The 15,243-nt window shown below is 34.3% G+C and carries 10 protein-coding genes and 1 pseudogene; 5 read left to right on the forward strand and 6 right to left on the reverse strand.

Annotated features, from left to right (window positions below; genetic code table 11):
* Entirely contained in the window at nucleotides 1-336 is a 336-nt protein-coding gene (locus ACFIMU_RS05760) for a hypothetical protein (protein ID WP_375687545.1), read from the reverse strand.
* A 1,013-nt stretch (nucleotides 337-1,349) separates the two neighbouring features.
* Here ACFIMU_RS05760 and ACFIMU_RS05765 point away from each other — a divergent pair.
* The 3 genes from ACFIMU_RS05765 (at nucleotide 1,350) to ilvC (ending at nucleotide 5,598) form a co-directional block, all read left to right on the forward strand.
* Nucleotides 1,350-2,471, forward strand: a complete 1,122-nt coding sequence (locus ACFIMU_RS05765; protein WP_375610512.1) for an ATP-dependent RecD-like DNA helicase — start codon at nucleotides 1,350-1,352, stop codon at nucleotides 2,469-2,471.
* Nucleotides 2,472-2,555: 84 nt separating this feature from the next.
* Entirely contained in the window at nucleotides 2,556-3,290 is a 735-nt protein-coding gene (locus ACFIMU_RS05770; protein WP_375606997.1) for a pyridoxine 5'-phosphate synthase, read from the forward strand.
* Between the two features lie 1,288 nt (nucleotides 3,291-4,578).
* Complete coding sequence (gene ilvC / locus ACFIMU_RS05775; RefSeq protein WP_375610513.1) at nucleotides 4,579-5,598, forward strand: ketol-acid reductoisomerase; 1,020 nt, start codon at nucleotides 4,579-4,581, stop codon at nucleotides 5,596-5,598.
* Between the two features lie 116 nt (nucleotides 5,599-5,714).
* Here the strand turns inward: ilvC and ACFIMU_RS05780 are convergent, their stop codons facing one another.
* From ACFIMU_RS05780 to ACFIMU_RS05795, 4 genes are all read right to left on the reverse strand, one after another.
* Nucleotides 5,715-7,106, reverse strand: a complete 1,392-nt coding sequence (locus ACFIMU_RS05780) for an amino acid permease (protein ID WP_375606999.1) — start codon at nucleotides 7,104-7,106, stop codon at nucleotides 5,715-5,717.
* Between the two features lie 1,015 nt (nucleotides 7,107-8,121).
* A complete protein-coding gene (locus tag ACFIMU_RS05785; RefSeq protein WP_375607000.1) occupies nucleotides 8,122-9,522 on the reverse strand; it encodes an amino acid permease in 1,401 nt (466 codons plus the stop codon).
* A 784-nt stretch (nucleotides 9,523-10,306) separates the two neighbouring features.
* Nucleotides 10,307-10,939, reverse strand: coding sequence for a LysE family translocator (locus ACFIMU_RS05790; RefSeq protein WP_375607001.1), 633 nt, complete (start codon nucleotides 10,937-10,939; stop codon nucleotides 10,307-10,309).
* Nucleotides 10,936-11,544 (reverse strand): fumarylacetoacetate hydrolase family protein, encoded by a 609-nt coding sequence (locus tag ACFIMU_RS05795; RefSeq protein ID WP_375607002.1) that lies wholly within the window; start codon nucleotides 11,542-11,544, stop codon nucleotides 10,936-10,938. Before ACFIMU_RS05795 ends, ACFIMU_RS05790 begins: the two co-directional genes overlap by 4 nt.
* A gap of 574 nt (nucleotides 11,545-12,118) precedes the next feature.
* Here ACFIMU_RS05795 and ACFIMU_RS05800 point away from each other — a divergent pair.
* Nucleotides 12,119-12,534: pseudogene (locus tag ACFIMU_RS05800) on the forward strand (DEAD/DEAH box helicase family protein); the annotation flags it as partial.
* 78 nt (nucleotides 12,535-12,612) lie between these two features.
* Nucleotides 12,613-13,284 carry a hypothetical protein gene (locus ACFIMU_RS05805; protein ID WP_375607003.1) on the forward strand — a complete coding sequence of 224 codons (672 nt, stop codon included), beginning with the start codon at nucleotides 12,613-12,615 and terminating at the stop codon, nucleotides 13,282-13,284.
* A 1,344-nt stretch (nucleotides 13,285-14,628) separates the two neighbouring features.
* Here the strand turns inward: ACFIMU_RS05805 and ACFIMU_RS05810 are convergent.
* A complete protein-coding gene (locus tag ACFIMU_RS05810) occupies nucleotides 14,629-15,042 on the reverse strand; it encodes a hypothetical protein (protein ID WP_375607004.1) in 414 nt (137 codons plus the stop codon).
* Between the last annotated feature and the right edge of the window lie 201 nt (nucleotides 15,043-15,243).

Consider the following 15,243-nt stretch of genomic DNA (forward strand, 5'->3'; position numbering starts at 1 on the left):
TTAAGAGCCACGCAAATTCAGCAGCAGAAGTTGGATCTCCACTACCTCTAATATTTCAATTCCCAAGTCTCTACAAGCTTCTATATCAATATGTGAACCTATAGGGCCTGTTTGGCAGATCAATTTTAAATTTGGCAGTTTTAGGAGAAGATTTCTATCAACTATAGTCCGTTCTCTGATTAAGATCAGAATATCGATCCCTTTGAGCTTATCTTCTAAATCACATTCTTTAGCTAAATTATTTATAACTAGCACTTCATGTGATTTCATTAATTTTGTAATAGACTGTAATGTTAGGGTGGCTTTTTGATAGTCGTCTGGAATTAATATTTTCAATTTAAACCTCCTGTTTCATTCATCAATATTTGAGTTCATTATTTCATTTCTAAAACAAACAAAAAGCAATATTACCGCTGATATTTTGGCACAACGCCAAGCCTATTAACAAATTATCCCCCTTGATTTCATTGTTATTTTATAGCAATAAGAATAGCATTAATCAGTTAGTTTTTATAAACTTTAAAACATTGCGACAAAAAGAAAAAGTTTGACTCAGTAGATGGAAAATTGCGCTTTTCTCATATTCTAGAGGACAAACCTGAAGTGCTACGCTGGACTGAAACCATGTTCCAGTTTTCTTATAATAGACTATCAAGAAGGACATATTTACGAACCATATTTTATTGTTGAAACAGAAAAAGCTCCATATTTGTGCAAGATAAAGCGTGCTTCATATAAGCGTTATTTGTAGCATGAAGAGTAAATTTATTAAAATCATGATAAGAGGGAAATAGGAACTTTAGAGGTGTATCATCATAGGATTAAGTAGTTTTGTTGAGAGCTATTTTTATTTCTGCCAAAATGTTTTTAATATATTTAATTATTATTTCAGAATAGTAGATATACTTTATTTTTATGTGCAAGAAAGCTGATTTTTTGTGTAAAATAGTATTCATAAAATTACATTATTTTTATCCTGTTAAGGACATTTTTTCTAGCTAGGGTTTTGCAAAGGCAATACTCTTTTTCTCATTCTAAATTTTGGTTATAAAAAGCGTATACTAGGTGTTATTTTAACTTTAAGATATGCATATTCCATTGTTGGTGTTACTGTTGTAAAAAATGATATTTTATTCGATAAGTATAAGGTATTACCAAGAAGATCGATGTATAGATAAAATTTAGATTGTTACACTATCTTGAAAAAGTAATGGGTAAATAATTGATAATTGTGCTACGAAAGTTGTTAGATGGGCGTGTATCAGCAATTCTTAATAAAAAAGTTTTTTTTTATAGTCGGTTTTTTTCAAAATACTGCTCTTTTTATGCAAAACTTATATTGGTAAACTATGCAGTTTTCACGGGAACAGGATAATGCATTGAAGGCTGTTGCCGCGTGGTTGAGGGAAGGGCGTTCTCCTCTTTTTCGCCTTTTTGGCTATGCGGGAACGGGTAAGACGACGCTTGCGCGCTATTTTGCAGAAACAGTTGATGGTTCTGTTCAATTTGCTGCTTTTACAGGGAAGGCGGCGCAGGTTTTGCGTTCTAAAGGTGCAAGCAATGCTTGTACTATTCATTCGCTAATTTATTGTCCGCGTGGAGAAGAGGAAGTTTCCGATGAAATAACAGGAAAAAAGTCTATTGCTCCAACATTTACATTAAATCGAAGAAGTGCTGCCGCACAAGCTAAACTCATTATCGTTGATGAATGCTCGATGGTCGATGAACAATTGGCACGTGATTTAATGAGCTTTCGGACGCCAATTCTTGTTCTTGGTGATCCAGGTCAATTGCCTCCTATATCTGGTGGAGGCTTTTTTTCTAATGGAGAACCAGATTTTCTTCTTTCAGAAATTCATCGGCAAGCGCGAGATAATCCGATTATACGTCTTGCTATGGACGTGCGCGAAGGACGCGATATTGCTTATGGTGACTATGGAGAAGCGCGCGTTGTTACACGTAAAGAGGTCAATCAACAATTGGTTTTGGATGCTGATCAGGTCTTGGTAGGGGTTAATCGTACACGCCACCTTTATAATCAGCGTTTGCGTGTGTTAAAGGGATTTACAGCAGATTATCCGCAAGCGGGAGATAAGCTGGTGTGTTTGCGAAATGATCCCATTAAAGGTTTGTTGAATGGCTCTTTATGGAAGGTGATGACTTCACAGAAGGAGACCGTTAAACCAAGTATTAATCTTCTTGTGAAACCAGAAGAAAGTGAGCGTGGGGTAGCAAAGATTAAACTTTTAAAAGCAGCGTTTGAAAACCCTGATCAAGAAATTTCATGGCAATTAAAAAAGCGATATGATGATTTTGATTATGGGTATGCATTAACGGTTCATAAGGCGCAAGGTTCTCAATGGAATAACGTCGTTTTGTTTGATGAAAGTTTTGCATTTCGTGATATGTATGCACGCTGGCTTTATACGGGAATTACCCGCGCAGCAGAGCATTTAACGATTGTTCGATAGAGAAAATGTGTGTATCATCCCAGTTTCAGATAGAAAATGCCTTTTTTCTATCTTGTTACACACTATAAAAAAATGGAAATGGGCATGGCGGTAAAACTTTCGGTTAATCTTAATGCTGTTGCTGTTTTGCGTAATCGACGTAATCTTCCGTGGCCAAGTATAACAAATATTGGGCATATAGCGCTTGCTGCTGGAGCAGCAGGTTTGACGGTTCATCCACGCCCTGATGAAAGGCATATTCGTTTTGCGGATTTGTCAGATATATACTGTTTAATAAAGAACAATTTTCCTACGGCTGAGTTTAATATTGAAGGTTATCCAAGTGATCAATTTTTGGATATCGCTGAAAATTATGCGGACCAGATTACCCTTGTTCCTGATGATCCAGATCAGTCAACGTCTGATCATGGGTGGAATTTTGCTCATGATGCAGAATTTTTAGCACCTATTATTCAGAATTTAAAAAAAAGAAAGATTCGTGTATCCCTTTTTGCTAATCCTGCTGTCGATGGTCTTGATATTGCTAAAGCAATGGGTGCTGATCGTGTGGAATTTTACACGGGACCTTATGGTGGTGAATTTCAGGATAAAACAAAACAAGATCAAGAGCTCAATAAACTTGTTTTAGCAGCAAGAAGAGCTAAAGAGTTGCAGTTAGGTATGAATGCTGGGCATGATCTGACACTTATGAACCTTCCTGCTCTGGTCAAAAGTATTCCTTGGCTTGATGAGGTTTCTATTGGCCATGGGCTTATTGCTGATGCATTAGAGTATGGAATGCATGATACTGTTCAGCGTTTTATCCGGTTATTATCGTAATCTTTGTTTCTCTATAAAATTGGGAAAAAATTTTTATAAAGCTTTATCAATTTATCTAAAAAAACAATTTTATATATGTTGAGATAAATAGCACTATTAGCGTACATTATAAAATATTCTATTTTCCTCTGTTTATTAGTAGCTTTCTATTTTTTGTGTTTTTTAGGGTATGAAATGCTTTTTTATATACCATCCATTATGAGGAAATTTTACCAAATCTACTTACTATAATTTTTTCGAAGGAATATAGTTTTTTAGAGTATTTTTCTTATAAGGGATTGGCGAAGAAATTTAAATGGATCAGTGCACAAAATTTATTGAGCGTCATAAGGTGTTTGAGAGATATCTTTTAATATGTTTGAGCTTATTTCACAGTGTTACTTGTGAAAAGTGTAACGTAAAACCTCTTATGCATCACCATTTTACGTCATAAAGATATAAGTTATCGTCTTCATTTTTGGGCTCGTTTAATGTTGCGGCAGCTTTTGCCATGCGATGGTTCATAAGACATATTCACATGCAATTCTGCTTGTGACGCGCAAGGGGGATGATTTCATCGAACAGATTTAAAGTCACAAAATGCTTTTTATGAATAGGCTCAATGTAATATGAGCTATTGCAATATTGGGAGCGAGAAAATAGAATGATGATATCAACTTGTAACTTTATAAAGTAAAGGGGGGCGTGTACGATAAATCTTAGATTATTATAGAGGACTATTGAAAAGAGTTCGAGCGCATTAAGAATTTTTTAATAAGCGCATGAATGAATAACACAATGGCATTCTGTTTTGCGTGAGAGGCGTGGTTATTAAAGAATGTAACAAGTAAAAGCGTCTTCTCTATTATTCTAAAGATATTGCTGTGTATGCTTTTGAAGGTTGTACTAAAACAATACTTGTTATTTTGTAATTTTTCTTGCTATCTATATTGATTTGGTTCATGTTAAAAATTGTGTGTTGTATCTTAATTTTTAGAATATAGCGTTTTGTTGCACGATAAAAGAGTAGAATATTAGCTAAATTTTCTTTAGAAATCTTATTTTGTGTAATTATTGTTTTTGTAGAATAGCAGTTGAAGTTTATTTGGGGATCCGTATATGTTTTAGGAATGTTTGGAGACTACAGTTTTTTCTATGCAATATGTAAACTTTAAAATTATTCAATTGCTGTGTTCTTATAAGCGGTGTTTTTTGTCTTTATAAGTGTGTGATGCACTGTAGATAATGTTTCTTATTGAATAAAAGTAATCTGAAATCCAGTTTAAATAGAGAAAGAAGGAATTTTTTTATGCGTGTTTATTATGATCGTGATGCGGATGTTAATCTCATTAAAGGGAAAAAAGTAGCCATTGTTGGTTATGGTTCTCAAGGGCGTGCGCATGCTTTAAATTTGAAAGATTCCGGTGTCCAAAATGTGCAAATAGCTTTGCGTCCAGGGTCGGAAACAGTTAAAAAAGCCATGGCTGATGGTTTTAAAGTGGTGAGTGTTGCTGAAGCAGCAAAATGGGCAGATCTCATCATGATGGCAACGCCAGATGAATTGCAAGCTGATATTTATAAGGAGCATATTCATGATCATTTACACGATGGGGCAGCGATTGCTTTTGCGCATGGTTTGAGCATTCATTTTGGCTTGATTGAACCTAAAAAAAACGTTGATATTGTGATGATTGCTCCTAAAGGTCCAGGGCATACGGTTCGTCATGAATACCAACGGGGTTGTGGTGTTCCTTGCTTAATAGCGGTGGCGCAAGATGCTTCAGGGCATGCTCATAATTTAGCATTATCTTATGCATGTGGTCTTGGTGGTGGACGTGCTGGGGTGATTGAAACAACTTTTAAAGAAGAGTGCGAAACTGATCTTTTTGGTGAACAAGCGGTTCTCTGTGGAGGTCTTGTTGAATTGATTCGAGCTGGTTATGAAACATTAACGGAAGCAGGTTATGCACCAGAAATGGCTTATTTTGAGTGTTTACATGAAGTGAAACTGATTGTTGATCTCATGTATGAAGGGGGCATTGCAAATATGAATTATTCGATCTCTAATACAGCTGAATGGGGTGAATATATCTCTGGTCCACGTGTGATTACGGATAAAACCAGAGCAGAAATGAAACGTATATTGAAAGATATTCAAACGGGTAAATTTACATCGAATTGGATTCAAGAATATAAGGCTGGTGCTGCTCATTTTAAAAGTATGCGGCGTTTAAATGATAATCATCCTATTGAAGAAGTTGGTAAAAAACTTCGTTCTATGATGCCTTGGATAAAATCTAACGCTTTGGTTGATAAAGAGCGTAATTGAAGCTTCTACAGAGATATTTGATCAATAGCTTTTATAATTTTATAGATAAATATCAAAAAAAAGGGTAACTTTAGTTACCCTTTTTTATATGTTTTTGGCAACATAAGCTTTATTTTTTAATTTTTTGCATAATTCTTTCTTCCAAAAAGAAAGTATACAATCCCTAAAAATATAAACCACGCTGGAGTATATTTTAAAGCTATGGCAGTGTCAGCTTCTAATGACAATAAATAAATAATGAATGCAAAGAAAATAAGAAGCGCCCAACACATAACAACACCTCCTGGCATTTTATAAGGAGAGACAGTATGTTGGAGAGGACGATTGCGACGATAGACGATATAGCTGATCAAAATGATAGACCATACAAATATAAACAAAGTTGCGGCAATTGTCGTAACAATTGTAAAAGCAGCTATGAGTGTTTGAGATAACGATACAACGGCATAACCAAATAAGATGCATAAACATGAAAAGAATAATGCATTGGCTGGAACGTGGTTACGAGAAAGTTTTCCTAAAAACTTAGGAGCACCTTTTTGTGTTGCTAGCCCATATATCATACGGCTGGTAGAAAAAATTCCACTATTTGCTGAAGATGCGGCTGCTGTGAGGACAACAAAGTTCATCAAACCTGCAGCAGTTGGAATACCAATAAGTGCATACATTGTTACAAATGGGCTTTTTTCTGGACTGATTTGATCCCACGGCGTCACAGACATAATCACAAGAAGAGAGAATATATAAAAGAATACAATGCGGATTGGTATTGAATTAACAGCCTGTGGTAAAGCTTTTTGAGGCTCTTTTACTTCAGCAGCAGCTGTTCCAGCGAGTTCAATGCCAACAAAAGCAAAAATAACAATTTGAAATCCAGCAAAAAAGCCTGTAATTCCTCGCGGAAAAATATTCCCACCGTTCCATATATGGCTAAGAGAAGCAACCGTACCGTTTGGAGAGACAAAACCGGTAAAGATCATATAAAATCCTACAACGATTAGGACTAGAATTGCTACGATTTTGATAAAACCAAACCAAAACTCAAGTTCGCCAAATAGTTTTACTGCGACGAGGTTAAGAATTAAAAAGGACATAAGACCAATTATAACAGGAATCCACGGATTGAGTTCAGGCCACCAAAAGTGTGTATAAGTGACAATAGCAATAATTTCAGCAGTTCCAGTGACAATCCAACACAACCAATATGTCCAGCCGATAAAGAATCCGGCACATGGCCCTAGAAGATCGGTTGAGAAATCAATAAAAGATCGGTATTGTGTATTAGAAAGCAATAACTCTCCCATAGCACGCATGACAAAGTATAGAGCACAACCAATAATTGCATAAACGAGTAGAATCGAAGGCCCTGCTACACTGATTGTTTTTCCTGATCCCATGAAGAGACCTGTTCCAATCGCTCCACCAAGGGCTATAAGTTGTATGTGTCGGTTATGTAGTCCACGTTGCAATTTCTTCTTAGGTTTTTTTTCTAAATTTTGTTTATTCATTTTTGGGAGGTTCCCTTTAGTTATTTTAAGATAAAATTACCCTAAAAAAGGTAATCCCTTCTATCGAAACATGATATAGCTAGGGAGTAAAGGAATTTTTTTCTATGACTATATGAGAATAAAGCAAAAACATTATTAATTAATGGAATAATTATTTTATATATAAGAAACAAAAGATAAATTTTATTACATTTTTTTGATTTTTTATATTTTATACATATGTAATATAATTTATATATAATATAAATTATATTACATATAATTATTATTTATATTTATATAAATATTTATATTTAATATATTTATTTATAGTAAATTATTGTATAAATAACTTTTATATTTAAAATTTATTTATTAATTTAGATTTCTAAATATATTAAATATAAATAAAATTGCAAATTTATTAAATATAAAACTTTATATATAAATAAAATAAGTTTAAATAGTTAGACTATTATTTAAAATATTAAAAAATATATTTAAAAATTTACCTTTAATTATTTATATTTAAAATTTATTACAAATAGAAAAATATTTTCATAGAATCTTTTTTTATTGCAGATAGCTATTAAGATATATTCTGTTTAAAGCTATATTTTTAATTTTGATAAAAAATTGAATATAAACTTTTGGAGGGGAAAAAGTTTTAGATAAATCTCATGTTTTATTAGTAAACAATGTCAGTGAAGTTTATAGAGAATTTTTTACAGAATAGCTCGTTTCTTATCTTATTGTGCAGTAAAATACTGTTGTGTAGAGTAGTGATATAAAGCATATAACATTTTTACGCATTAAGTATTTTTATAATGTGTGGTGAGTATTCAGGGCAGGGCTAGCCCATAGAGCCTTATGTAGGTGAACCATATAAATGATCAGCAGCATTCCCTCTTAATAAGCTGGATTGTTCACAAACCGGCGCTGGTAGGAATCGTCGTTTTTTGATGTTTGGGGAGGAGGTTAAGTAGAAAAAGGGTAACTAAAATTACCCTTTTTTGAGATGTTTTATGTATAGACTTTATTTGTTACCTTGAGTTATTTTTTTCTTTACAAATGTAAAATAGGTTATGCCTAAGCAAATAAACCAGAATATACCGTATTTTAAAGCTGTTAGGGTGTCTTCTTCTAACGTTAACAAATAGAGCATGAAAGCAAAGAAAACTAAAATTATCCCGCACACGATAATTCCTCCTGGCATTTTGTAGACGGATTCAGCATGCAAATGAGGGTGATTGCGACGATATACAATATAGCTAACCAAAATTACAGACCATACGAATAAAAATGCAATAGCTGAGATGCTCGTCACAATTGTGAAAGCACTTATGAGGCTTGGAGAGAGTGAGGCAATTGTATACCCTATTAAAATACATAAGCAGGAAAAGAATAGAGCATTGGCTGGAACATGATATTTGGAAAGCTTACCTAAAATTGGAGGAGCACCTTTTTGTGTTGCAAGCCCATATATCATACGGCTAGTAGAAAAAATACCACTATTTGCCGAAGAAGCAGCCGAGGTGAGAACGACAAAGTTTACCAAACCAGCAGCTATCGGAATACCAGCAAGCCAAAACATCGAAACAAAGGGGCTTTTATCTGGAACAATTTGATCCCAAGGTGTGACTGACATAATCACGATGAGAGAGAAGATGTAAAAGAGTACAATACGTACTGGTATTGCATTAATTGCTTTTGGTAGAACTTTTTTAGGATTTTTGACTTCAGCTGCAGTTGTTCCTGCAATTTCTATACCAACAAAAGAAAAAATGGCAATTTGAAATCCCGCAAAAAAACCTGTCATTCCTCGCGGAAAGATATTTCCATCGTTCCATACGTGATTGAGAGAAGCAACAGTACCATTGGGAGAAGTAAAGCTCGTAGCGATCATATAAAAACCAACAACAATTAATGCTAAAATTGCTACGACTTTGATAAGACCAAACCAAAATTCAAGTTCACCGAATAGTTTTACGGCAAAGAGATTAAAAATTAAAAAGAAACCAATGCAAGAAAAAACGGCAATCCATGGATTAAGCGTTGGCCACCAAAAGTGCATATAAGTGATGATGGCAATAATATCTGCAGCTCCAGTTACAACCCAGCTCAACCAATAGCTCCAGCCTACAAAGAAAGCGATTCCCGGTCCTAGCATATCGGTTGAAAAATCAATAAGGGACCGGTACTGTGAATTAGAAAGCAATAATTCTCCCATAGCACGCATGACAAAGTATAGGGCACATCCAATAATAGCATAAACGAGTACGATGGAAGGGCCTGCTACACTAATTGTTTTTCCTGATCCCATGAAGAGTCCTGTTCCAATAGCTCCACCGAGGGCTATAAGTTGTACGTGACGGTTATCTAGGCCACGTTGTAGTTTCATCTGAGGACCATCTTTTAAATTTTGTTTATAGCTCATTTTTTGGGGGTTCCCTTTAATTATTTTGAGATTAAATTACACTAAAAATGCATTATTCTGTATCGAAGCATGATATAAATGAGGTGTAAAGGAAAAAAACGTTTTTTATGATTTTGTGTGGATAAAGACAAGAATATGTTTTAGGAATATGGTTTTGAAAAAAGAGAATGTTTTCCTCTTAAATAACGTAACGGATATCTGAATAGGGAACTTTTTATTGTTATTAATAACAAATAAATTGTTCATTAAAAGACGTGGAGCTTTTAAAATTATTTCAGAAAGTTGTCAGGAGTTTTTATAATTTTTTGAAACTTATTATTTGTAATCAGTACATTATTTATTATTATTCATAATGGTGAGAGTTTTAATTTTTACTGCAAATAGCACTCGAGAGTTCTCATCTTAGTTTAAGAACAATTTTTAATGGAAAATTTAAATGATTTCTAAAATCATTTTTTTATTTTTATGATGCTATCATAAGTGAGAAGGAATTACTTTTGTTTCACAAAGGAAAAGAACAATATCATAGTTCTTTCTTTTAAAGTGATGAATAAGGATTTTGTTTAGACATTGGTAACATTTTATAAAATGTTACGAGAGACTCACATTGTTTACACAAGCGTCCTTGAGAGTATGATAAAGAAATGCAACGTAATTCAGTTATACAAAGAAAAAAAGAACTGGGGATTGTATAAGCTCTGTTAGAGATTTAGCTATTCATAGTGAGAGACAGAATCAGGAAAAGATTGCTCTATTAACTTTAAAATTTGTTATCGAAATAACATTATCCAAAGAAAATGAAAAAAGAAAATAGAGATAAAACTGTTCCTGTCGCAATATTAATGTATCCTTTTATTTTTTTCTTTTTTAAAGTGGCGCTTGCGAATGATATAAAAATGGTCATTAAAGTAAACCATGTAAAGATGTTGAAGGAATGTATCGTTACAAGTTCAAAGCCTTTTTTAATGCTACCGCCAGAAGCTAAGAATTTTGGAAAGGCTGCTATGTAAAATATTGATACTTTGGGATTTAGTATTTGTGTCAAAAAACCATCCATATAGCTGGTAAAAAGCTTTGTTGTACCGACAATGCTTTTTTCATTCGTTGATATTTTTTCTTTTGAATTTAAGCTGTGTATTCCAGATTTAATCGATTTAAAGCCCATATATAATAAATAGCAGCTTCCCATGAGTTTTACTAAAAGAAAGAGCGTTTTGTTGTTGAGAATGAGTGCTGATACCCCTAATATGGAAAATGCTCCATGCGCATATGTTGCTGTACATAACCCTAAAACGTTCATAAATGCGTTCTTTTTCCCCAATCTCGTTGCATTATCGATGATAAGGGCCATGTTTGGTCCCGGTGAGATGACTAAAAAAAATGAAACAATGAAAAAGGTTAGTATTTGATGACTCATTCTACTTTTAGCTCTGAGATTAATTGAGCTTCAAGATATAATTCTATTCTGTCAAATTTAGAGAGTTTTCCTACGCCCTGTGGAGTGCCTGTGTATATGATATCACCACGCCTTAGCTGAATGTAGTGACTTAAAAATGATATTATTTTCTCAAAGCTAAAGATCATATTTTTCGTATTGCCAACTTGCCTCGTTTCGCCATTTAACTTCATTGTAAAGGTTATTGGGTTGTTTATTTTTTCTTTGTTTATGAAGTCAGAGACGTATGCCGCTCCTTTAAATCCTTTAGATAAAAGCCAAGGAAGCTTTTTTTCTTTCAGTTTTGTTTGCAAGTCTCTTGCGGTAATATCAAGACCTATTGCTATGGCATCATAGCATTCTTCTGCTTCTTTCTCTGTGACCATGAAAGTGTCCTTTGAGATTCTGAGCACAATTTCAGTTTCAAAATGGATTTCTTTAGAAAAGTTAGGAAGATAAATTTCATTGCCTAAAACGAGTGAACTTTTTGGCTTGCTAAAGATAACGGGTTCATCTTCAACAATATTGCCTAGTTCATGAACATGTTCAACATAATTGTATCCAACACAGTAGATGTCATTTATCATGGGAGCCCTCCAAATTTTTTATTTTCTCTTTGTATAGGCAAGAGAAAATTTTGCAAACAACATTTTTTCTTATATCGCGTTTTGCGTTTTCTGGAAAAGAAGCATTGTGTGGGGTGATGACTAACCACGATGACAGCCCTTCGCATTATCCTCTTTTGAAGAGTGCCCAATCTTATAGTCTTTGAGATTACTTTAATTTTGATTGCCAATTTCCTGAAATTACTTTATTACTTAAAGAGTGATTTTACTCATCTACGCAGCGATCAGTAGAGTCTGAAAGCCCTAAAGTTTGATCATAAAAATGGCCTACTCTGTTGGTGTCTCGGAATTATGGGATATTTTTCTATATCTAGGTGCTATGAGCACTAAAAGAAAAGATCTGTTTCGTGTTCAATACTTTCAGGCTCTCGGAATACTAATGCGAGGGTGCTCGCACCCAGCGGGGGGAGCTTAAGAGTGAAAAGAAAAAGCTACATTTTAACGGCATTTCTATAGGCAAAAAATTCGCTTTTAAAGAAAAATGCTGGGAATGTCGTAAAAGCAATTAGGGCACCAATTAGGGATAACTTTTCAACAAATCCAAAAGTATGAGAAAGTCTATGAGGGTTTAAAAGAAGCAGACCGTGGCAAACTTATTATGGTATGTGGAACGGAGAAGATTTTTACCAGCTTTAAGATAGCACAACAAATAGCCGAAACTGGAGAGCGTGTTTTGTTTTTCGTGCCTTTTCTGGCTTTGATGTCACAAACAATAAGAGAATGGACACGCTATACAGAAGTACCGTTTCATTCCTTTGTGGTGTATTCTGATACATAAGTTGGCAAGTGTCGTAAAACAAAGATGCTGCTGCCGAACTCGATGTCTCAGATCTCGCTCTATCAGCTACCAACTGATGCTTAAAAGCTTTGAAAAAAGAAAATAAAGTATTAGTAAATGCAATGACTGTGGTGTTTGCTACTTACCAATCAATCCAAGTGATTTCGGATGCTTAAAAGAAATACGGTTTATCAGAATTTGATCTGATCATTTGTGAAGTAGCGCAGGTTAAGGCGGATAAGGTAGAACCTTTGGTTGTAGAAGCCAAGGAAGTAGCTGAGACTGCGAAGACAACAGCGGAAGAAGCGAAGAGTGTTGCGGAGCAAGCAAAAGAAAAAGCTGATACGACGAAGCAAGGGCTTGGAGAGGTCAGGAGTTCATTAGACACGGTGACAGCAACGACAAATTCTGCGAATACAGCCGCCTCTGAGGCAAAAGTGTTAGCGGAAGAAGCGAAGAGTGCATTGACAGAAGTTCAAGAGAAGGCTCAGAGGAACAGTGACAGTCTTTCTGAACTTCAAGGTAATGTAGGTTCTCTTTCCACTAATTTTTTAGAGGATGTGCGTTTTCATCAACCTGACAGAATTCTGGAAGCCGATCCGAAAAATAGAAAAGGTCTTGTGATCAATGAAGGGGCATGTTTTCGCTTTTATCATGGTGGTGAGAATGTGGGGGGTAGGTACCTCTTTTACGGCATTCCAGAGCATGGAAGGATGACTTTTGACCAAGATCTTGAAGCAGGAAAGAATTATTATATATATCTTATCTTAAAAGATCAGACGAATGAGCTATCCTTTGACCTTTCGCAAAATCTGACGGCTCCTGATGGCTATACAGAGGATAATTCTAAAAAGATTAGTGGATTTCATACGCTATGTGCGAATGTTGGTGAGATCGAAGGTCATCTCTTATCAAGCATATAAGATATAATAATAAAAAATACAATAAAGTCAATAGTTTGAGTGTAATTATTTTATATGAATCCCCTTAAGAATCCACACTTTTATGCATGATTCATTTGACTATTTTTTATATAAGATTGCCATGTATGAATAGACCATAAAAAGCAAATCATCATGTAAATGTTATAACGCATGTGTCATTCAAATGAAAAGCAGATATCATTCATAACAGTTTATAAATTTTATGACACGTTTTTATCACAGCACAAATCACATTGTTTTAAAATTTAATTGTTTGGAATTATCGATAACACACGTTTAAAGATCATATCTTGTTTTAATGATTGGATTGTTAATCACATGATAAAAACATAAAATTACAGTTCTCAAAATTGAGAAGCATAAAATAGAGAGCTGTTATAACAGCATCATCATAACACCGAACATTTTAAAGATTGCATAAAAGGATTTAAAGAAAAGATCGCTTTTAAAAAAGCTTTCTAAAAATTTAGAAACGATAAGTAAGAAGCATAAATATAGTATCATCACAACAGCTATACTAATTTTTAAAAACGAAACTGTATTCGTTTCCACAAAAAAATGGAAACGAACAATGCCATAGCAGTAGAATACTATCTACTTAGATATGGTACTAAAAAACGTTTTAAAAGTTACCGTTTAAAAGCACAGAGCAAAATATGAACTTAGTGATTTACTCACCCCAAAATTGGGGGCTGCTATTGAGGCAAAGATAAGCAAGCAAAATTCAAAAATATTTTAACATCATAAGGCATGGGATTTTACTTAATTTTGCTAGCCAAATATAGAGCGATTAATTTGCAAAGAAGTTACATTTGAGTGCAAAATGAAAATACGCTTATGAAAGCTTTTCTAAATGCATGTTTAAATGTTTGAAACTGATGTTTATAACAGTTTTTAAAGCCTTGCGTTTGATAAAATCTGTTGTTTATTGTCTTATGAGAGATTGTTTTGAAAACCAACGCTCGTAAATGTAAAAAGCGGGTTTTGATAAAGCTACCAAGCGTTTTGATTTGTTTGATACGTTTGATAGCCATAACAAGCGTTTATAGGCTCTCTTGTTAAAATGAGTGAGTAAAAATCGTATGCAACATTTACATTCCTTTTGATAAGTTTTCATAAAGATAATGATAATAGAGCGCTTGCAATATGATACGTTTTGTATATATGCACTCATTACTCCATATGGATGATTCATTTTGAAAGCCGCGTCATATCATTTGGCACGGATTTCTTTTATTTTACTCTCTCTTTTATGATATGTTTATAGCAATGCATTTTATATGCGTTTATAACCATAAAGAAGGCGCCGTCCATGCCTGTCATTTATTTATCTGTATCTGTAATCTTGATAATATTATCGTTTTCATAAACCTCACATTTTTTGGGAACGACACTTACTTTACTTTGACTGTTTAATTTTGCATTGCCATAGGCTTTACCCCAGACCTTGGCATTTCCATAAACAGAGCCATAGACCTCGGCATTGCCATAGACATGACCACAGACCTGAGAAAAATGGCGTATTTTTGCATTTTCATACACTCTTACATGACCATAGACACAAGCCTCATCATAGACCCAGCAATTGCCCTCATGAGAGAGGTTATCTTCCTTTTCAATAAAGCCGCCTAAGGTACCTTCTTTGATATCAGCAAAATCTTTTAATGCTTTAATACGGTAGAGAATATGTTTACCAAATACACGCGTTTCATTTGTGAGTGCAAACTTCTTTTGCATGAGCACAATTCCTTTATAAAGAGATTTAAATTTTTAAATGAGATGTTTAAAGGAGGGTGCCCCCGCCGCGCCCACGCGTTATTTAAGCAGCGTCTTTTAGTGACTGATTATCATCACAGATATCATCACGGATTGTAGCGACCAGATCAATGCCGATATCACGTCCATCTTCATCATGCTCCTTAGCCCATTCCAAATAAG

The organism is Bartonella sp. AC70YNML, from assembly GCF_042196545.1.
GTDB lineage: Bacteria > Pseudomonadota > Alphaproteobacteria > Rhizobiales > Rhizobiaceae > Bartonella.

Coding starts and splice junctions, on each gene's coding strand:
- ACFIMU_RS05765 (WP_375610512.1), top strand. CDS start 1,350: ATGCAGTTTTCACGGGAACAGGATAATGCATTGAAGGCTGTTGCCGCG.
- ACFIMU_RS05785 (WP_375607000.1), bottom strand. CDS start 9,522: ATGAGCTATAAACAAAATTTAAAAGATGGTCCTCAGATGAAACTACAA.
- ACFIMU_RS05790 (WP_375607001.1), bottom strand. CDS start 10,939: ATGAGTCATCAAATACTAACCTTTTTCATTGTTTCATTTTTTTTAGTC.
- ACFIMU_RS05780 (WP_375606999.1), bottom strand. CDS start 7,106: ATGAATAAACAAAATTTAGAAAAAAAACCTAAGAAGAAATTGCAACGT.
- ACFIMU_RS05795 (WP_375607002.1), bottom strand. CDS start 11,544: ATGATAAATGACATCTACTGTGTTGGATACAATTATGTTGAACATGTT.
- ilvC (WP_375610513.1), top strand. CDS start 4,579: ATGCGTGTTTATTATGATCGTGATGCGGATGTTAATCTCATTAAAGGG.
- ACFIMU_RS05810 (WP_375607004.1), bottom strand. CDS start 15,042: ATGCAAAAGAAGTTTGCACTCACAAATGAAACGCGTGTATTTGGTAAA.
- ACFIMU_RS05770 (WP_375606997.1), top strand. CDS start 2,556: ATGGCGGTAAAACTTTCGGTTAATCTTAATGCTGTTGCTGTTTTGCGT.